This window comes from Paenibacillus sp. FSL W8-1187, from assembly GCF_037965485.1.
GTDB classification, from domain to species: domain Bacteria; phylum Bacillota; class Bacilli; order Paenibacillales; family Paenibacillaceae; genus Paenibacillus_O; species Paenibacillus_O pasadenensis.
This window is the reverse complement of sequence record NZ_CP150181.1, coordinates 4,437,597-4,454,812: the sequence shown is the minus strand read 5'-3', so window position 1 is coordinate 4,454,812 and position 17,216 is coordinate 4,437,597. Positions and strand designations below refer to the sequence as shown.

The following is a 17,216-nucleotide window of genomic DNA, read 5'->3' as shown; positions in this document are numbered from 1 at the left end:
TTCCCTTGTTTCGGGGCAAAGCCCGGGTCCGCGCGCGAACAAGGGAAGAAGTTCCCTTGTTTCGGGGCAAAGCCCGGGTCCAAGCGCGAACAAGGGAAGAAGTTCCCTTGTTTCGGGGCAAAGCCCGGGTCCGCGCGCGAACAAGGGAAGAAGTTCCCTTGTATCGGGGCAAAGCCCGGGTCCGCGCGCGAACAAGGGAAGAAGTTCCCTTGTTTCGGGGCAAAGCCCGGGTCCGCGCGCGAACAAGGGAAGAAGTTCCCTTGTTTCGGGGCAAAGCCCGGGTCCAAGCGCGAACAAGGGAAGAAGTTCCCTTGTTTCGGGGCAAAGCCCGGGCCGACGCATCGCTCAACCGCCCCTCTTTTCCGACAGCCCCTTATCCATAGATTCGAAAGGAGCCTATCTATCAATGAAAGCCATCCGCATCCACGCCATGCGCCGAACGAGCCTGACGGCGCTCGCCGTCATCGCCGCCGCGGCGCTGCTCGCCTCCTGCGGCAAGAACGAGCCGGCCGAGCCGGCGGAAGCCGCGGCCGGAGCCGGCGGCAAAGAAATCGTCGAGTTCAAGTACCCCGACAACCCCGGCTTCGACCTCGTCTATCTGGCAGACGAGCTCGGCTACTTCGACGGCACGTCCACCCGGCCGAAATATGTCGGCAAGATCGCCGCGCCGCAGATCATCCCGCTCGTCGGCACCGGAGACATCGACTTCGGCTCGCGGATGGTGCCTCTCGTCATCTCGGCGATCGCCAGCGGCGCCGACATCAAGGTCGTCTCCGCCGGCGGCAAGACGCTGGAGGACGCTCCGCACATGAAGTATTTCGCCCGGGCGGACTCCGGCATCAAGAAGGCCAAGGACCTCGAGGGCAAGACGATCGGCATCAACAGCTTCGGCGCCTGCGCCGAGTTCGTGTCCAAGAAATACTTCAAGGAGCAGGGCGTCGACGTGAGCAAGATCAAGTTCCTCGTCGTGCCGGACGACAAGCAGGAGCAGACGCTGGAGCAGGGCGGCATCGACCTGGCGATCATCCACGCGCCGTTCTCCGGCCGCGCCGGCAAGAACGAGAAGTTCACGCAGCTGTGGAGCGACTACGACCTCGACGGCGGCCTCGGCGGCATGGCGCCGTACAGCGCCAACGGCGAGTTCGCCCGCAAGCATCCGGAGGCGGTCCGCGACTTCGTCGCGACGATCGCCAAGACGGCCAACTGGGTGAACGACCATCCGGAGGAGGCGAAGGCGATCATCGCGAAGCGGCTGAACATGAACGTGGAGTACATCGACCGCTTCGCCTACGTCGAGGACCTGGTCGTCACCGAGCCGCCGATCCAGTACTATATCGATATTCTCGAAGAGAACGGCAAGATCGACAAGGGCAAGGTGAAGGTGAAGGACGTCTATACGAACGAATTCAACCCGAACGCGTCCGGCTCGGCCTAGCGGCATAACGTCAGAACGGACTAGCATCGCACCGCCATAACGCCATAACGCCATAACGCCATAACGCCATAACGCCATAACGCCATAACGCCATAACGACATAATGCATTGCGGCCAAGCGGTCTGCGCGAAAAGGAGAAGATGCTCATGGCTCGACCCTCGTCCGCCTTCTCGGCGGGACGAATCGTAGAACGGAGCGCGGCGATCGTCGCGTTCCTCGTCCTTTGGGAGCTGCTGCCCCGGCTCGGCGTCATCAGCGAGGCTTATCTCAGCCCGTTTTCCGTCGTGGCGGCCACCGTCTGGGAGCTGCTGAGCAGCGGAGCGGCATGGGAGCATGGGTCGGCCAGCCTGAGCCGCTCGCTGTCGGGCCTGCTGCTGGCGGCCGCGGGCGGCATCGCGCTCGGCCTGCTGATCGGCTGGTTCCGCCGCGTCGAGGCGCTGCTCGATCCGCTGCTGCAGCTGTTCCGGCAAATATCGGCGTTCGCCCTGCTGCCCGTATTCATCCTCTTCCTCGGCATCGGGGAAGCGTCCAAGACGGCGATCATCCTCTGGGCGTCGTTCTGGCCGATCCTGCTGAACACGGTGGGCGGGGTGCGCTCCGCCGACAAGCTGCTGATCGACTCGGCCCGCTCGATGGGCGCGTCGCAGGCGTACTTGTTTTTCCGGGTCATCCTGCCGTCGGCGGCTCCGAGCATCTTCACCGGCATCCGGCTCGGCGGAGCGAACTGCATCACGGCGCTCGTCGCCGCCGAGATGATCGGGGCTTCGGCGGGACTCGGCTTCTACACGCTCAACTCGCAGGAGATCTTCCAGATCCCCGACATGTATGCCGGCATCCTGCTGCTCGCGGCGATGGGCCTGCTGCTCAATTACGTCCTGGCTTGGGTGGAAAGGCGGTTCACGCGCTGGCGGAGAGGTCTGGCCGCTCATGGCTGAGGAAGGCCGGCCCGACCGGCAGCGCTGGAGCGATCCGCTGGCATCGGCTTCGCTGCCGGCCGGACTTCCGTCGTGGCCGGACGGATGCGGCGCCTCGGACCGCGCAGCCGCGGAGGCTGCCGGCGGCGCTTCGCAGCTTGCGGCGGCGGAGGAGAGCGGCGGACGCCGGCGCGGCGCTCGGCTGCGGTCCGGCAAGCGGCCCGGCGGCCGGACTGGACCGGCATCGCCTTGGCGGCTGGCCGCGCTGGTCGCCGCGAGCATCGCGCTGCTGGCGCTCGCAGGCTTCGGCAGACTGCCCGGCCTCGCCGGCGGAAGCGCGGGCGGCGGCCTCGGCAGCAGCTCCGGCAGCGGAGAATCCGCATGGGCGGATCGCAGCCTCGACCCGAAGCGGCTGACGATCGGCTACGTCAAAGACAGCCCGCGCGTGCTGCTGCGCGAGGACGAGGCGCTGCGGCAGGCTGCCGCGGCTGCGGGCGTCAAGCTCGCCTGGCGCGAGTACGTGGACAGCGCCGCTCTCGTGCGGGCCGTGCAGAGCGGCGAGGCCGACTTCGGCGAGGCGGACGATGCGGCGCTGGCGAGCCTGCATGAAGCCGGCGACGGGCTGCGGGCGCTGGCGGCGGAGCCGTCCAACCCGCAGGCCTATGCGATCGTCGCCCGCGAGGGAAGCGAGCCGGGGGACGTCGCCGGGCTGCGCGGGCGGACGATCGGCTACGTGCCGCGCAGCAACAGCCACGCGCTGCTGCTGCAGGCGCTGCGCCAAGCCGGCTTGTCCGAGGCGGAGGTCGAGCTGCGGCCGCTGTCGCCGGTGGAGCTGATCCGCTCTTTTCGCAAAGGAAGCCTCGACGCATGGGCGGCGCAGGAGCCGGAGCTGACGCGGCTGGAGTCGCTGGACGCCCGCGTGCTCGCGGACGGACAGGCGATCGCGGGCGCCGTCGGCCTGCGCGAGCTGCTGCTGACGACGGCCGAGAACGAGGCGAGCCGCGGCGAGCTGCTGGAGGCGGTCGTCTGGGCGTACGGCATGCAGGACGAGTACCTGCTGCGCGACTATCATGACGCGGCGGAGCGGCTCAGCGAGCAGACGGACGTCACGCATCTGCAGTGGCTGCGCCTGTTCGAGCGCAAAAGCTTCGGCACCGCTCCGCTGCTGCCCGGCATCCAGGCGGAGGAGCAGCGGCTCGCCGACGCGCTGGCCGAGCTCGGCCTCCGCGCGAGCCCGATCGACATGACGGAGCTGCTGCGAGCTCCGGAATAAGATTCCCCATGCTTAATATCGAAAGAAGCGTTCCAATCGGCTCGAAAGTGCCGGGCGGAACGCTTCTTTATTTCATGAGCTTCACTCTCGCAGCGCCGGCATCATGTCGAGGCATGCAAGCCTGACAGCGGGATTGCATAGACGCTCTAGCGATACGGAGAAGCCTTATTTTGTCGAATCGGAGGTTTTTGGCAATCTAATGATACTGGCGAGCGCTATTCAGTCGTTTCGGCATGGCAAAAGCTCTTTTTTGGAGCAATAAGCTCGCTGAGTATCGTTACGTTTTTAACGAGCCTCTTTTGAAGGAAATAACGTCTGTGAGTATCGTTGGAGATGCGGGTGGAGGGGGCCGACGGGAGGGCGCTGCTGGGGCGGGCTGCTCTAGAAATCGGGCTGCTTTAGAGATCGGACTATGGTCGATTCCGCGCGATGCAGGCATGCCGCCTTGATCTGGCGTGCCGCGAGGATGCAGGCGTCCGCCTTAATCGGGCGTGCGTCGCGATGCTGGCGTGTCGCCTTGATCTGGCATGCCGCCTTGATGCAGGCATGCCGCTCGACGCTGGCGTCCCGCCTGGGCGCAGGGCGTCGCGTCCCGGTTAGGCTCAGCCTGCTTTCTTATGGTAAAGTAATAAGATACTGCCTCATAAGGCTGTTCATTCGCTGAAGGAGCTTGATGGAATCATGGAGATTTTTCTGCTGACGATGGCGCTGCTGGTCATGATCGGAGCCTCGAACGTCATCCAGCGCCTCATCCCGTTCGTTCCGGTGCCGATCATCCAGATCGGGCTCGGCATCGCGGCGGCGTACATGCCGTTCGTGCATCATGTGCCGTTCGAGCCGGAGCTGTTTTTCGTGCTGTTCATCGCGCCGCTGCTGTTCAATGACGGCAAGATCACCCCGCGCGAGGAGCTGTGGCGGCTGCGCTCGCCGATCCTGCTGCTGGCGCTGGGCCTCGTCTTCGCGACCGTGCTGCTCGTCGGGCCGTTCATCCACTGGCTGATCCCGGCCATTCCGCTGTCGGCCGCGTTCGCGCTCGCCGCGATCCTGTCGCCGACCGACGCGGTCGCGGTCGGCTCGATCTCCGGCCGGGCCAAGCTGCCCGGCGGCATCCTGCGCCTGCTCGAGGGCGAGGCGCTCATGAACGACGCCTCCGGCCTCGTCGCGTTCAACTTTGCGATCGCGGCGACGGTGACGGGGTATTTCTCGATCACGCATGCGGCCGGCAGCTTCATCGTCATCGCGCTCGGCGGACTCGCCGTCGGCGCGGCGCTCGGCTTCGCCGCCGTCTGGCTGCGGGTGTGGCTGCGGCGCTGGGGGATGGAGGACATCACCGTCCACATGCTGATCCTCATCCTGACGCCGTTCCTCATCTTCCTTGCCGCCGAGCATCTGCATGTGTCGGGCATCCTCGCCGTCGTCGCGGCGGGCGTCGTGCATGCCGTCGAGCGCGACCGGATGGGACCGTCGACGATCCGCCTCAACGTCGTGTCCGACAGCACCTGGTCGGTCATCCTGTTCTGCCTGAACGGCCTCGTGTTCATGCTGCTCGGCTTCGAGATTCCGGCCGTCATCACGAAAATATGGGAGGATCCGAATTACCACAACGGCCAGGTCATCGGCTATATCTTCGCGATTACGGCGCTGCTGCTGGCGCTGCGCTTCGTCTGGGTATGGGCGAGCGACCGCCGCTGGAAGCCGGCGCTGCTGACGGCGCTGTCCGGCGTGCGGGGAGCCGTGACGCTGGCGGGCGCGTTCTCGATCCCGCTGCTGCTCGGCGACGGCTCGCCGTTCCCGGAGCGCAGCCTCATCCTGTTCATCTGCGCCGGCGTCATCCTGCTGACGCTCGTCATCGCGAGCGTCTTCCTGCCGCTGCTCACCCGCGAGCCGGGGGCGGCGCCGAAGGTCGGCGCGGAGGCCGCCGCCAAGGAAGCGGAGCGGCGGGCGCGCATCAAGGTGCTGGAAGCCGGCCTGAGCACGGTGCAGGCCGAGATGCGAGAGGACAACCAGGCGGCGGCGCTTGCGATCAAGGCCGATTACGCCCAGCGGCTGCAGGAGCTGCGCATCGGCCTGGCGGCCGACACGGAGTCCCGCTCGGCGGTCGTGCCGCTGCGGCTGGAAGCGCTGGAGGCCGAGCGCCGGCTCGCCCGCGAATGGCTGGCCGACGGGCGCATCACGCCGCAGCTGGAGGAGGCGTTCCAGTCGTCGCTGAACCGCGTCGAGCTGGCGCTGACGAACCGCTTCAAGCTGCTGGCGGCGCTGCTGTACGGCTTGTTCATCCGGCTGTTCACCAAGCGCGGCCGCCTGCGCAAGGCGCGTCTGAAGGCCGAGCGGGTGAAGGAAGAGTACAAGGATCTCAAGCAGGCGGCCATCGGCGCCTCGATCGAGCGCCTGCGCGAGCTTGAGGGCGAGTACAGCCCGGACCTCATCCAGGCGATGCTGGGCCATTATCGCGAGATGGCGCTGCGCCTGCGCGGAGACCGGTTCGGGCGGGGCGAGACGGGCACTGCCGCCGAGCGCCGCGAGCTGGAGCAGAAGGCGGTGCAGGCCGAGCGCAACGAGATCCAGCGGCTGTTCGAGGAAGGCGGCATCGACCGCAAGCTCGCGGCCAAGCTGCGCGTGTACGTCAATTATCGCGAGGCGAGCCTGCACGAGAACGAGCAGCTCGGCACGCACGCGGCCCACTGACGGCCGCCGCCGCATCCGTTCCTTGCAGTCCCGTTCTCGGCCAAGGCCGAGGACGGGACTGCTTTTTGCTTGGACATCCGCAGGGAAGCGGCTCTCGCGGAGAGCATGCTATAATGGCGCCAGGATCTTGAAAAGGAGCATCGTCATGAGACTGGAATTCAGCGAGAACGGATATGCCGTGTCGACGGAAGGGGTGTCGATCGAGCTCCTGCCGAAGGAATATGCCCTGCTTCGATTCCTTAGCCGCAACCAGGGGCAGGCCTTCAGCCGCGAGCAGCTGCTCGACCGCGTATGGCCGCGCGAGTATCCGGTCGAAAGGACGGTCGACGACCATATCTACCGGCTGCGCAAAAAGCTGGCCCCGCTCGACGGAGTCGAAATCCGCACCGTGCGGGGCTTCGGCTATGTCCTGACCATCGGCGGCGGCGGCGGCGATCCGGGCAAGCCCTCCGCGCAGGACGGAGAGCTGCAGGAGCAGATGCGGGAGATTTTCGTCAAATACCATCGCTACGGCCAGGGCAAGTCGATGCTGGCGCTGGCCCGCCAGCAGGATGTGCTCGGGTTCGAGCTGGACCCGTTCTATGCCGTCTACACCCGCTTCGTGCAAGGCGACGTGCAATGGCTGCTGGACGGCGGCGGCCTGAGGCCGCCGGAGCGGCTGTACTGGCTGCTGCTGTTCTTCCTGTTCGCCGGCAAGCCCGAGGAAAGCCTCGCCTACTGCGAGCGGGCGCTCGCCTCCGGACGGCTGCCGGAGAGCCAGCATCGCGAGGTGGAGCTGCTCAACATCCTGGATCTGTATGCGGCGTCGGGCCGGCCGGAGGCCGCGCTGGAGCGGCTCCGGCACACCCGGGAGCGGATCGCCCGCGATCCCGGCTTCAAGAGCTTCGAGACGCCCGCGGCCGTCTCCGAGCTGTACGCCCGGCTCTACATGGAGACGGACGATGAGCGGCTTCAGGCTCTGGAAGCCCGCATCGAAAGGCTGCTGGCCGAACAGCCCTTCCTGAGGGAGATCGGCAGCTTCCAGATCGTCAGCGGGCTGAGGCGCCTGCGCGCCGGCGACCGCAAGGCGGGGGAGGCGAGGATCGACGAGGGGCTCGGCGTCCTGGACATCTCCGGCTTCGTGCCGATCAAGCTGCTCGGACTGTTCCGCATCGTGCAGCTCTGCCGGCAGATGCCGGTCCCCGGCGCGGCGGCCGCCGTCCGCCGGTACGAGGGGCAGTTCGCGGAGGAGTCCGCCCGCTGCGGCCTGCCCGGCCTGCTGAGCCGGATCGGACGGGAGCTCGAGGCCGGACTGCAGGGCTGATTTCAGCGGCGCGCCCCGGACGGATTTTTTGGCGCTCCTCTGATCATCCTCTGACATTCCGCCGCTAAAGTGGATCTCAACCAACGGCTTCCCGCCGGACAGGAGAGATCCGCCATGACCCATCCATCCGCAGCAGGCCGCGGCCTGCTGGCCAACAAGGCGTAATGGCGCGTCTTGGGCGCCTATACGTTCGCCGTCTTCGGCGACTGGTTCGACATGATCGCCATCCAGGTGCTCGTCGCCTACCGCTGGGGAGCGAGCCCGCTCATGCTGGCTCTCATCCCCGTCAGCCTCGCTCTGCCCGGCATCGCGTTCGGCTCCTTTGCCGGCGTCATCGCCGACCGGGTCGACAAGCTCAAGCTGATGCGCCTTTGCGATCTGGCTACGGCGCTGCTGACGGCCTCTTTGCTGCTCGCGCCGAACCTATACGCGCTCTTGCCGCTGCTCGCCCTGCGGTCGGCCGTCTCCTCGCTGAATGTGCCGGCCCAGCAGGCGCTGACCCGCAGCCTCGTCCGCGAGGATCAGCTGCTGCAGGCCTCCTCGCTGAACGGCCTCGTGAACCAAAGCTCCAAGATCGCCGGACCTCTGCTCGGCGGACTGACGCTGAGCGTCCTTTCGCCGGGCTGGTGCATCGCCCTCAATGCCGTCCTGCGGCTGCTCTCCTGCCTGCTGCTGCTCTTCGTCAGGCCGGAGGCCGCGGCGTCCGGCTCCGCCCGCGGCGCTGGGGCGCCGGCGGGCGCCGGCGATGGCGGCCCTCCGCCGATTCCGGCCCGGCAGATGTGGCGGGAGGGCTGGAGCTTCATCCTCCGCTCGCGCCTGCTGCGCAATACGATGCTGTTCGGCCTGGCGGGCACGCTGCTCATCCAGATCGTCGACTTCCAGTTCGCCAGCCTGTTCCTCGCGATCGCCCCTGAGCGGGACGAGCTGCTGGGCTGGCTCATCGCCGCGGCGGGCGCCGGAGCGGTGGGCATGATCGCCCTGATGAACCGCGCCGGAGCGAAGCTCAGCCACGGCGTCCGGCTCGGCGGAGGCTACGCGATGATCGGCGCTGCCATCGCCGGGCTCGGCCTGCTGCAGCCCGGCGTCGACGCGCTGCCGGTCCTGCTGCTCGGCCTGCTGCTCGGCGCCGGCAACGGCATGTTCATGGTCGCCTTCAGCTATTGCCTGCAGAAGGAGACGCCTCCCGCCATGACGGGAAGGGTGTTCGGCATCCAGAGCATGGTGCTGGGCACGGTCATGATCGTGGCGCCGCTGCTCGGCGGGCTGCTCGTCGGCCTGGCCGGACCGCGCCTCATCTTTGCCGGTCTCGGAGCCCTGATCGCGGTCGTCGGCGTCGGAGGCCTGCTGCTCGCAGGCCGGCTGTGGCCGGCCGCGGCGCCCGTCCAGAGCCCACCTCCCGTCCGCGCGGCCCAAGGCTGAGCGCCGCTGACGGACGCGCGCCGCCGCTCCTGCGTCGTCGACGCCATGCGAAAAAAGACGCCTCATCGAATCGTCATCGGCTCGGCCCCCTGGGGGGCGCCGATGTCCATTCGGCGGGGCGTCTTTCCTTTTCCGCGGCGGTCAGCTCATGTTTTTTCCGTAGAAGATCTCATCCATCTCGGCCTTGAGCTTCTCCGTGATCTCGTCCTGCTCGGCGCGGCTCAGCTTGTCCCGGGTGTAGCCGAACAAGTAGTTGTCGAGGTCGAACTGCTTGAGCTTGCACTTCGTGTGGAAGATGTTCTCCTGATAGACGTTGACGTCGATCATATGGAACAGATCCTGCGCCTCGTCGGGAATGTAGTTCTGGATGGAGCTGATGTCATGGTCGATGAACAGCTTGTGCCCGGTAATGTCGCGCGTGAAGCCGCGCACCCGGTAGTCGATCGTCATGATGTCGGTATCGAACGAGGAGATCAGGTACGTCAGCGCCTTCAGCGGGCTGATCTCGCCGCAGGTGGAGACGTCGATGTCCGCGCGGAACGTGCTGATGCCCTCGTCCGGATGGAACTCGGGATACGTGTGCACGGTGATATGGCTCTTGTCGAGCTGCAGCACGACGTTGGCCGGCATCGGGCCCGGCGACTCGTCGAACGCTTCCTTGGGCACCTGGACGACCGGTCCCTCGGAGACGAGCAGCGTCACGCTCGCGCCCTGGGGCTCGTAGTCCTGCTTGGCCGTATTCAGCACATGCGCGCCGATGATGTCGGCGACATGGCGGAGGATGCCGTCGAGCCGATCCGAGTTGTACTGCTCGTCGATGTAGGCGAGATACGCCTCGCGCTCTTCCTTCGTGCGCGTGTAGCAGATGTCGTACATGTTGAAGCTGAGCGACTTCGTCAGGTTGTTGAAGCCATGCAGCTGAATCACTTGCTCGTGCGTCAGTTTCATCCGGCAGTCCTCTCCTTCGCTGCGATAAGTCCGTCTTCCTTATTACCCGGCCGCGGCAAAATGACCCAAAGGCCCCGAGCGCCGGCGCTCAGCCCTGCGCCTTCGGCACCGGCGGCACGGCCGCATCGGCGCCGTCCTTGCCGGACGCGCCGCCGCCGGCGCGCGGCCGCCGCAAGCGGGCGGCGGCCGGATCGAGCCGGCGCTGGAGCGCTCCGAGGCCGATGTCGGCTACGATCGCGAGCAGCGCGGCCGGCAGCGCGCCGGAGTAGATGCGCAGCGAGTTCTGGCCGTTGATGCCGGCGTACACCTCGCGGCCGAGGCCGTCGCCGCCGACGAGCGGCGCGATCGTGGCGACGCCGATGGCGATGACGGCCGCGACGCGCAGGCCGGTCATCATGTACGGCAGCGCGAGCGGCACGCGCACGCGCCACAGCTGCTGCCAGCGGCTCATGCCGACGCCGCGCGCGGCGTCGATCAGGCTGCCGCTCACCTGCTGCAGCCCGACGTAGGTGTTGCGCACGATCGGGTTGAGCGAGTAGAGGAACAGCCCGGCCATCACGGTCGCGTTGCCGAGTCCCATCCACAGCATGAGCAGCACGAGCATGGCGAGCGAGGGCACGACCTGCAGGATGCCGGTCACGGCGAGGACGAGGCGCGCCGTCCAGCGGCCGCGCATGCACAGGATGCCGAGCGGCACGCCGGCCAGCAGGGCGAGCCCGACGCCGGCGGCGACCATCTGCACATGCTGGAGGAAGTATTCGCCCATGAGCCCGCGGTTGCGCCAGAAATAGTCCGCGAAGTCGGCGAACGTCATGTCCGGTTCCGTCACTTCGGAATCAGCCCTTTCTGCTTCAGGTAGGCGAGGGCGACCTCGCGCTCGCTCTTTTTCTCGATGTCGACCTGGTAGTTGAGCCCGATCATCGTCTCCGCGTCGATCGCGCCGATCAGCGGCCGCAGCGCCTCCTTGACGCCGGGATGGAGCGCCTCCATCTCCTTGCGCATGACCGGCGAGGCGTCATAGGGCGGGAAGAAATGGCGGTCGTCCTGCAGCGTCTGGAGATCGAACGCCTTGAGCCGGGCGTCGGTGGAGTAGGCGAGCACGATGTCGACCTGCTCGTTCTTGACCGCCGTATAGACGAGGCTCAGCTCCATCGGATACGCCTTGGCGAACGAGATGCCGTACTCCTGCCGGAAAGCCGGATAGCCGTCGCTAGCCCGCTCCAGCCAGGACGTGTCGACGCCGAAGCGCATCGAGGCCGCGTCGGGCTTGATGTCGGAGATGCTGCGATAGCCGCTGGCCTCCGCGACCTGGCGGCGCACGGTGAAGGCGTATGTGTTCTCGAAGCCGAGCGGATCCATCCAGTCGAAGCCGTAGTAGCGGTCGAAGCCCTCCTGCGCCTGCCGCAGCACCTCGGCGCGGTCCTTGGTCAGGCTCTCCAGCGGGAAGTGGTTGTTGAAAATCTCGCCCGAATACAGCGTCGCCAGGTCGATGTCGCCGCGGTCGAGCGCGCTGAAGACGAGCGGGCTGGCCGCCAGGTCGGGAATGACCTTGACGTCGAGGCCGGTCTTCTGCTCGATGAGCGCCTTGTACATCTCGGCGAGGATCTTCGTCTCGGTGAACGTCTGCGCCCCGATCCGCAGGTCGGGCCGGGCGCCGCAGCCGGCTCCCGCCAGCGTCAGCAGCAGGACGAGGCAGGCGCTCGCCGCCGTCCTCGCTGCCCGAGGCTTGCCGGCCAGAGCCTTTAGAGCCGTCGCTGTCTTCGGCCAGCGCCAGCCGCAGCGTCCCTTGTCCGTGCCGCGCTCGCCGCATCGCCGTGCCAGGCTCATGCCGCCGCACCTCCCCGCAGGCCGAAGCGGCGTCCGAGCGCGGATTCGAGCCAGCCGAGCAGCAGGTCGGCGGCGAGCGCCAGCACGATCGCGCCGAGCGCGCCGGCGACGATCAGATACGGCTGGTTGACGCCCATGCCGGAGACGATGAGCTGGCCGAGGCCGCCCGCGCCGACGAGCGTGGCGAGCGTCGCCCAGCTGATGACGTACACCGTCGTCAGCCGGATGCCCGACATGATGTACGGCACGGCGAGCGGCAGCTGCACCCGCAGCAGCCGCTGGGCGGTCGAGTAGCCGAGGCCGCGCGCCGCCTCCAGCACATGCGGATCGACGGAGCGGAAGCCCTCGTACGTGTTGCGCAGCACCGGCATGATCGAGTAGAGCAGCAGCGCGAGCACCGCCGGGCGCGCCCCGATGCCCATGAGCGGGATGAGGATGGCGAGCAGCGCCAGGCTCGGGATCGTCTGCAGCAGGTTCGCAAGGAAAAAGACGGCGCTGTTCAGCCAGCCGATCCGGCTGTAGACGAGCAGCACGCCGAGCGGGAGCGAGATCGCCGAGCCGATGAGCACGGCGATCAGCGACAGCGTCAGATGCTCGCGCAGCGCGAGCAGCAGGTCCGGCAGCCGCTCGCCGAGAAACTCAAAAAAAGAGAGGCCGGCGCTCATGAGTGCTCCTCCCGATTGCCGCCTTGCGGGCCGAGGCCGGTAGAGGAGCCAGGCTCCTCCCCGTTGTCGCCATGCGGCAGCTTCTCCGCCAGATGCCGCACGACGCTGCCGCGCGTGATGAGGCCGATGAAGCGGCTGCCCTCGTCGATGACGGCGACGTTGTGCAGCCGGTGGCTCGCCAGCAGCTCGACCGCCTGCGTCAGCGGCGTGCCGGACTGCACGGAGTAGCGCACCGGCATCATGACGTCGGCGACCGTCTTGTCCTCGTCGCCGTAGCTGTCCATCACGTTGTAGATGGATACGCTGCCGAGCAGCTTGCGCTGGCGGTCGACGACGTAGAGCGAGTCGACCTTGCGCCGCTCCATCGTCGTGATCGCCTCGGCCAGGCCGCGTCCCGGATAGGTGACGGCCGGCTGCGTCACCATGACGTCGTTCACCGTCGGCCCGTCGGCCATCACGAAGCCGCCGAGATCCGGTCCGGCCTCGCGCTCGGCGACGTCCGCCGCTCCGCCAGCCTCGAGCCGCTTCTGCCCGATGAACGTGCGCACGAAGTCGTTCGCCGGACGCCGCAGCATGCGGTCCGGCGTGTCGCTCTGCACGACCTCGCCGTCCTTCATGAGCACGATCCGGTCGGCGATCTTGAGCGCCTCGTCCATGTCGTGGGTGACGAACACGATCGTCTTGTGCAGCTCCTGCTGGAGCCGCGCCACGTCCTCCTGCAGCTGCTCGCGGCTGAGCGGATCGAGCGCGCTGAACGGCTCGTCCATCAGGATGATGTCGGGATCGGCCGCCAGCGCGCGCACGACGCCGACCCGCTGCTGCTGTCCGCCGCTCAGCTCCGACGGATAGCGGTCGCGGTACAGGTCGGGCTTCAGCCCGACCATGTCGAGCAGCTCGTCGACGCGCCGGGCCGTCTTGTCCGCGTCCCAGCGCTTCAGCCTCGGCACGACGGCGACGTTGCGCCCGATCGTCATATGCGGAAACAGGCCGACGCTCTGGATGACGTAGCCGATGCTGCGCCGCAGCTCGACCGGATCGATCGAGCGGATGTCGCGGCCGCCGATCTCGACCGTGCCGCTCGTCGGCGAGACGAGCCGGTTCACGAGCCGCATCGTCGTCGACTTGCCGCAGCCGCTCGGGCCGATCAGCACGGTCATTTCGCCTTGGCGGAATTCGAGATTGATGTTCTTGAGGGCATGAAAGCCGTCGTCATAGCGTTTGTTCACGTCGCGGATCTGGATCATCGTCATCCTCGCTTCACCTCCGGATGCGGCTTCATGCCGCGCATGCGATGGGTAAAGTATGTTCCTGATGCTGGAGCTTCATCCGTCCGCTCCCTGCCTCGCCTCGCCGGCCGCCGAATTGGCGCCGCGGAATCGGAACATGCTACAATTTAGCAATCGGGGAAAGGGGGGACGGAGCATGGAGCAGCAGCTTCCGCCAAAGATGACGGTGTACCATGTCGCGGGCGTCGCGACGTATCCGTCCACCTTTTACGAATGCCGGCGCCGCCTCGAGCGGCTGCTCGGCTTGATCGGCACGGAGGCCGAATTCGAGACGCTGTTCCCCTACGGCGACTATTCGCGGAGCCTCTGGCGGCAAGTGTGGGAGGTCCGCTCCGACCTGGCGCGCCGCGTGCTGCCCTCGCGGATCGGCGGGCGCTCGATGGTCAAGGAGATCGAGCGCACCTACGGCGGGGCTGGCCCGATTCTGTTCATCGGGCATAGCGGAGGAGGGCTGGCCGCCTATCAGGCCGCCCGCCTGCTCCATCAGCGCGGCGTGGACGCCGAGCTGCTGCGCGTCGCCCAGGTCGGCTCGCCCAAGACGCCGATCGACGACGCGCTGCAGGCGTCGGTCGCGTATTTCTACGCGGTCGACGCCGCCGGCAAGCCGGACGATCCGATCACGCGCATCGGCGGCTGGGGCGGCTGGCGGTCCGTTCCCGGACGGATGCCGCAGTGGAGCCGCGTCCGCCATGCGCCCGGCCATGTGGAGGGGCTGCCGGTCATCGGCGGGCATACGAACTATTTCCGGCATCAGCTTCCCTATGTGGACGCCAGCTCGCGCAGCAATCTGGAAAAGACCGTCGACGCGATCTATTCCTGGTTGAAAGCCGGCTATTCGTCCGCTACACTTATAAAAGGTTAGCTGATTCAATAAAGAAAGGGGAATCTTCCATGCAGGCCATTATCCGCAACGAGGACCGGTACCACCGCGAGAGCGACTGGCTGAAAAGCAGCTTCAGCTTCAGCTTTGGGGAGTTTTACGACGAGGCGAATCGCAGCTTCGGGCCGCTGTGCGTATTCAACGAGGACATCATCGCCGGGGGCAAAGGCTTCGGCGCGCATCCGCACCGCGAGATGGAGATCGTCTCCGTCGTCCTGAGCGGCCGGCTGAAGCATGAGGACAGCGCGGGCAACAGCGCCGTCACGACCTATGGGGGAGTGCAGCGGATGACGGCCGGCACCGGCATCGTGCACTCCGAGGTCAATCCGGATCCGGAGGAGCCGGTCCATCTGCTGCAAATCTGGCTCGCCCCGCAGACGCGGCGGCTCGAGCCTTCCTATGAGACGAGCGTCTTCGATCCCAAGTCGGCGCGCGGCCAGCTGCTGCCGATCGTTTCCCGCGATGCGGCCGGACCGGGAGCGGCCGCCATTCATCAGGACGTGACGTTTTATCTGACCGTGCTGGACGAGGGAATGACGGTCGAGCATTTCACGCGCGAGGAGCGGCTGCTGTATCTGTTCGCCATCGACGGCCAAGTGGAGATCGAGGGCATCGGCGAGCTGTTCAAGGGCGATACGCTGCGGGCGGACGGCCTGTCGCGGCTCTCCCTCAAGGGCGGCGCGGGCGGCGGCCGGCTGCTGCTGCTGGACATGGGCGCGGGCGCGCCGGCCGGGGGAGGAGAGGGCGCATGAGCGAAAAGCGCAGCGAGAAGCTGCTCATCAAGCTCGTCATCGGCCGGACGCTCATCGACACGGCCGAGCACAAGCTCTCCGCGCATGTCGAGGAAGGCGGCCGCGGCTGGATCATCACCGTCAGCGCGCTGACGCCGCGCGAGGCCGACTATATCGGAGCGAACGTCGGCCAGCTGAACTTTTTCCACTTCATTACGGAGGCGGACGGCGGCGAGGAGCGCATCCGCAAGTTCTGGCTGTATGATCTGGACGAGCCTGCCTATCAGTACGACCCGGCGACGGGCGAGGCGATCTTCGAGGTGAACGCCAGAGTGGCGTATTCCAACGAGCGGGTGTAGACTTTAAGGACGAGCCGCTCGTCTAACGAGCGATGCCGGAACCGCCCAGGCCCAAGCGCCATAGGATGGAGCAAGACCGGAAAGGAGGGGCCCCATGGCCAACACGCATACGTACACCCGCCGCGAGGAGGTCGCGAACGCGATCACCCACGGCATCGGCACGGCGCTCAGCATCGCGGCGCTCGTCGTGCTCATCGTCTTCGCCGCCTGGAAGGGGACGGCGATGCATGTCGTCAGCTTCACGATCTACGGCACGGCGATGCTGCTGCTGTACACGGCTTCGACGCTCGTGCACAGCTTCCGCGACGGACGGATGAAGGACATTCTCGAGGTGCTCGACCACTCGTTCATCTATGTGTTCATCGCCGGCACGTACACGCCGCTCGTGCTGCACACGATCGGCGGATCGCTCGGCTGGACGCTGTTCGGCATCGTCTGGGGGATCGCCGTCGCCGGCGTCGTGTTCAAGGCGTACTTCACCAAGCGCTTCCTGTTCACGTCGACGCTGCTGTACATCCTGATGGGCTGGATCGTCGTCTTCGCCTGGGGCCCTCTTACCGCGAGCCTCGCTCCGGCGGGCCTGACGCTGCTGATCGCCGGCGGACTGCTGTATACGGTCGGCACGGTGTTCTACGTCTGGCGCAGCTTCCCGTACCATCACGCCGTCTGGCATCTGTTTGTGCTGGCGGGGTCGATCGCGCATTTCTTCACGATCCTGCTGTACGTGCTTCCCCGCTGATCGGGGAGGCTCCCTATCCTAAAAGAGCCCGCCGCTCCAGCTTCCGATCCTCTTGGGTCGGGAAGCCGAGCGGCGGGCTGTTTTGGCTGCTGCCGGTCGAAAGCTGTTCAGATCATGTCGAAGTCGATGATCCGCCAGTGATGCTTGATCGCCTGCTCGAGCCGGAGCTTGTCGCGCTCGCGGAACAGCTGCGCGATCAGCCGATGCTCGGCGTTGACCTGGCGGAGCAGCGACGCGAGCCGGCCCTTGTCGTCGCTGGCGTAGCTCTGGCGCATGAAGCCGTTCTTGAGCGAGTGGAGGCTGTCGACGAGCGGCGAGTTGCCGCAGCGGTTCTGGTAAAAGTCGTGGAATTCCGCCTGGCGGGCATAATAGCCGCCGAAATCATGGGCATCGAGATCGTCCTCGATCGCCTCGACGATCCGGTCGAGCTGCTTCCAGTCGCGTTCCTCCAGCCGTTCGCAGGCGAGCGAGGCGGCGAGCGCGTCGAGCGTGCCGAGCAGGAGGGAGTAATCCTCCTTCTTCTTGCGGTCGAACGCCTTCACCGTGAAGCCCCGACGCGGCAAGTAGTCGAGCAGATTGTCCGAAGACAGCTGGAAAAGCGCCTCCCGCGTCGGCGTGCGGCTGATGTCGAGCCGCTTGCAGATTTCCGCCTCGTTGATCTTGGAGCCGGGCTGCAGGCTGCCGTCCTGAATGCGCTGCGCGATATATTCGTAGACATGGTCCTTCAACGATTGATACTTGAGCTGCATGC

16 protein-coding genes are annotated in these 17,216 nt (G+C 66.6%); 10 read left to right on the top strand and 6 right to left on the bottom strand.

Going from position 1 to position 17,216, the window contains the following annotated elements; translation table 11 throughout:
- The first annotated feature begins 406 nt into the window (after positions 1 to 406).
- The 6 genes from NYE40_RS19295 to NYE40_RS19270 all read left to right on the top strand — a co-directional run bounded on the left by NYE40_RS19295 (position 407) and on the right by NYE40_RS19270 (position 9,030).
- The gene (locus NYE40_RS19295) at positions 407 to 1,435 is read left to right on the top strand and encodes an ABC transporter substrate-binding protein (RefSeq protein ID WP_101808103.1); all 1,029 of its coding nucleotides are present in this window, start codon (positions 407 to 409) and stop codon (positions 1,433 to 1,435) included.
- A gap of 147 nt (positions 1,436 to 1,582) precedes the next feature.
- Positions 1,583 to 2,371, top strand: a complete 789-nt coding sequence (locus tag NYE40_RS19290; RefSeq protein ID WP_101808102.1) for an ABC transporter permease — start codon at positions 1,583 to 1,585, stop codon at positions 2,369 to 2,371.
- On the top strand, positions 2,364 to 3,623 hold the full coding sequence (locus NYE40_RS19285) for an ABC transporter substrate-binding protein (RefSeq protein ID WP_180968396.1): 1,260 nt from the start codon (positions 2,364 to 2,366) through the stop codon (positions 3,621 to 3,623). The genes NYE40_RS19290 and NYE40_RS19285 overlap by 8 nt, the downstream gene beginning before the upstream one ends.
- Before the next feature lie 681 nt (positions 3,624 to 4,304).
- Positions 4,305 to 6,308: a Na+/H+ antiporter gene (locus NYE40_RS19280; RefSeq protein ID WP_101808100.1), complete on the top strand. Its 2,004-nt coding sequence runs from the start codon at positions 4,305 to 4,307 to the stop codon at positions 6,306 to 6,308.
- 145 nt (positions 6,309 to 6,453) lie between these two features.
- The gene (locus NYE40_RS19275; RefSeq protein WP_101808099.1) at positions 6,454 to 7,611 is read left to right on the top strand and encodes a winged helix-turn-helix domain-containing protein; all 1,158 of its coding nucleotides are present in this window, start codon (positions 6,454 to 6,456) and stop codon (positions 7,609 to 7,611) included.
- Positions 7,612 to 7,785: 174 nt separating this feature from the next.
- Positions 7,786 to 9,030: an MFS transporter gene (locus NYE40_RS19270; protein WP_339278801.1), complete on the top strand. Its 1,245-nt coding sequence runs from the start codon at positions 7,786 to 7,788 to the stop codon at positions 9,028 to 9,030.
- Positions 9,031 to 9,171: 141 nt separating this feature from the next.
- Here the strand turns inward: NYE40_RS19270 and speD are convergent, their stop codons facing one another.
- The 5 genes from speD to NYE40_RS19245 form a co-directional block, all read right to left on the bottom strand.
- Entirely contained in the window at positions 9,172 to 9,978 is an 807-nt protein-coding gene (gene speD / locus NYE40_RS19265) for an adenosylmethionine decarboxylase (RefSeq protein WP_028600743.1), read from the bottom strand.
- Between the two features lie 88 nt (positions 9,979 to 10,066).
- Entirely contained in the window at positions 10,067 to 10,792 is a 726-nt protein-coding gene (locus NYE40_RS19260; RefSeq protein ID WP_101808097.1) for an ABC transporter permease, read from the bottom strand.
- A gap of 11 nt (positions 10,793 to 10,803) precedes the next feature.
- On the bottom strand, positions 10,804 to 11,805 hold the full coding sequence (locus NYE40_RS19255) for a glycine betaine ABC transporter substrate-binding protein (protein WP_339278800.1): 1,002 nt from the start codon (positions 11,803 to 11,805) through the stop codon (positions 10,804 to 10,806).
- Entirely contained in the window at positions 11,802 to 12,470 is a 669-nt protein-coding gene (locus NYE40_RS19250) for an ABC transporter permease (protein ID WP_101808095.1), read from the bottom strand. The genes NYE40_RS19255 and NYE40_RS19250 overlap by 4 nt, the downstream gene beginning before the upstream one ends.
- Entirely contained in the window at positions 12,467 to 13,714 is a 1,248-nt protein-coding gene (locus NYE40_RS19245; RefSeq protein WP_339280078.1) for a betaine/proline/choline family ABC transporter ATP-binding protein, read from the bottom strand. Before NYE40_RS19245 ends, NYE40_RS19250 begins: the two co-directional genes overlap by 4 nt.
- Positions 13,715 to 13,892: 178 nt before the next feature.
- Here NYE40_RS19245 and NYE40_RS19240 point away from each other — a divergent pair, with 178 nt between their 5' ends.
- The 4 genes from NYE40_RS19240 to NYE40_RS19225 all read left to right on the top strand — a co-directional run bounded on the left by NYE40_RS19240 (position 13,893) and on the right by NYE40_RS19225 (position 16,465).
- Entirely contained in the window at positions 13,893 to 14,618 is a 726-nt protein-coding gene (locus tag NYE40_RS19240; protein ID WP_028600745.1) for a hypothetical protein, read from the top strand.
- A gap of 29 nt (positions 14,619 to 14,647) precedes the next feature.
- Entirely contained in the window at positions 14,648 to 15,388 is a 741-nt protein-coding gene (locus NYE40_RS19235; protein WP_028600746.1) for a pirin-like bicupin family protein, read from the top strand.
- Positions 15,385 to 15,726 (top strand): hypothetical protein, encoded by a 342-nt coding sequence (locus tag NYE40_RS19230; RefSeq protein ID WP_028600747.1) that lies wholly within the window; start codon positions 15,385 to 15,387, stop codon positions 15,724 to 15,726. Before NYE40_RS19235 ends, NYE40_RS19230 begins: the two co-directional genes overlap by 4 nt.
- Before the next feature lie 94 nt (positions 15,727 to 15,820).
- A complete protein-coding gene (locus NYE40_RS19225) occupies positions 15,821 to 16,465 on the top strand; it encodes a hemolysin III family protein (RefSeq protein ID WP_028600748.1) in 645 nt (214 codons plus the stop codon).
- A 107-nt stretch (positions 16,466 to 16,572) separates the two neighbouring features.
- On the opposite strand, the gene NYE40_RS19220 is transcribed toward NYE40_RS19225, so the two are convergent.
- Positions 16,573 to 17,214 (bottom strand): GntR family transcriptional regulator, encoded by a 642-nt coding sequence (locus tag NYE40_RS19220; RefSeq protein WP_028600749.1) that lies wholly within the window; start codon positions 17,212 to 17,214, stop codon positions 16,573 to 16,575.
- Positions 17,215 to 17,216 lie beyond the last annotated feature (2 nt).

What these genes read in the sequence shown, in the direction of transcription:
- NYE40_RS19295 (WP_101808103.1), top strand. Translation starts at nt 407, where the DNA reads ATGAAAGCCATCCGCATCCACGCCATGCGCCGAACGAGCCTGACGGCG.
- NYE40_RS19290 (WP_101808102.1), top strand. Translation starts at nt 1,583, where the DNA reads ATGGCTCGACCCTCGTCCGCCTTCTCGGCGGGACGAATCGTAGAACGG.
- NYE40_RS19285 (WP_180968396.1), top strand. Translation starts at nt 2,364, where the DNA reads ATGGCTGAGGAAGGCCGGCCCGACCGGCAGCGCTGGAGCGATCCGCTG.
- NYE40_RS19280 (WP_101808100.1), top strand. Translation starts at nt 4,305, where the DNA reads ATGGAGATTTTTCTGCTGACGATGGCGCTGCTGGTCATGATCGGAGCC.
- NYE40_RS19275 (WP_101808099.1), top strand. Translation starts at nt 6,454, where the DNA reads ATGAGACTGGAATTCAGCGAGAACGGATATGCCGTGTCGACGGAAGGG.
- speD (WP_028600743.1), bottom strand. Translation starts at nt 9,978, where the DNA reads ATGAAACTGACGCACGAGCAAGTGATTCAGCTGCATGGCTTCAACAAC.
- NYE40_RS19260 (WP_101808097.1), bottom strand. Translation starts at nt 10,792, where the DNA reads ATGACGTTCGCCGACTTCGCGGACTATTTCTGGCGCAACCGCGGGCTC.
- NYE40_RS19255 (WP_339278800.1), bottom strand. Translation starts at nt 11,805, where the DNA reads ATGAGCCTGGCACGGCGATGCGGCGAGCGCGGCACGGACAAGGGACGC.
- NYE40_RS19250 (WP_101808095.1), bottom strand. Translation starts at nt 12,470, where the DNA reads ATGAGCGCCGGCCTCTCTTTTTTTGAGTTTCTCGGCGAGCGGCTGCCG.
- NYE40_RS19245 (WP_339280078.1), bottom strand. Translation starts at nt 13,714, where the DNA reads ATGATCCAGATCCGCGACGTGAACAAACGCTATGACGACGGCTTTCAT.
- NYE40_RS19240 (WP_028600745.1), top strand. Translation starts at nt 13,893, where the DNA reads ATGGAGCAGCAGCTTCCGCCAAAGATGACGGTGTACCATGTCGCGGGC.
- NYE40_RS19235 (WP_028600746.1), top strand. Translation starts at nt 14,648, where the DNA reads ATGCAGGCCATTATCCGCAACGAGGACCGGTACCACCGCGAGAGCGAC.
- NYE40_RS19230 (WP_028600747.1), top strand. Translation starts at nt 15,385, where the DNA reads ATGAGCGAAAAGCGCAGCGAGAAGCTGCTCATCAAGCTCGTCATCGGC.
- NYE40_RS19225 (WP_028600748.1), top strand. Translation starts at nt 15,821, where the DNA reads ATGGCCAACACGCATACGTACACCCGCCGCGAGGAGGTCGCGAACGCG.
- NYE40_RS19220 (WP_028600749.1), bottom strand. Translation starts at nt 17,214, where the DNA reads ATGCAGCTCAAGTATCAATCGTTGAAGGACCATGTCTACGAATATATC.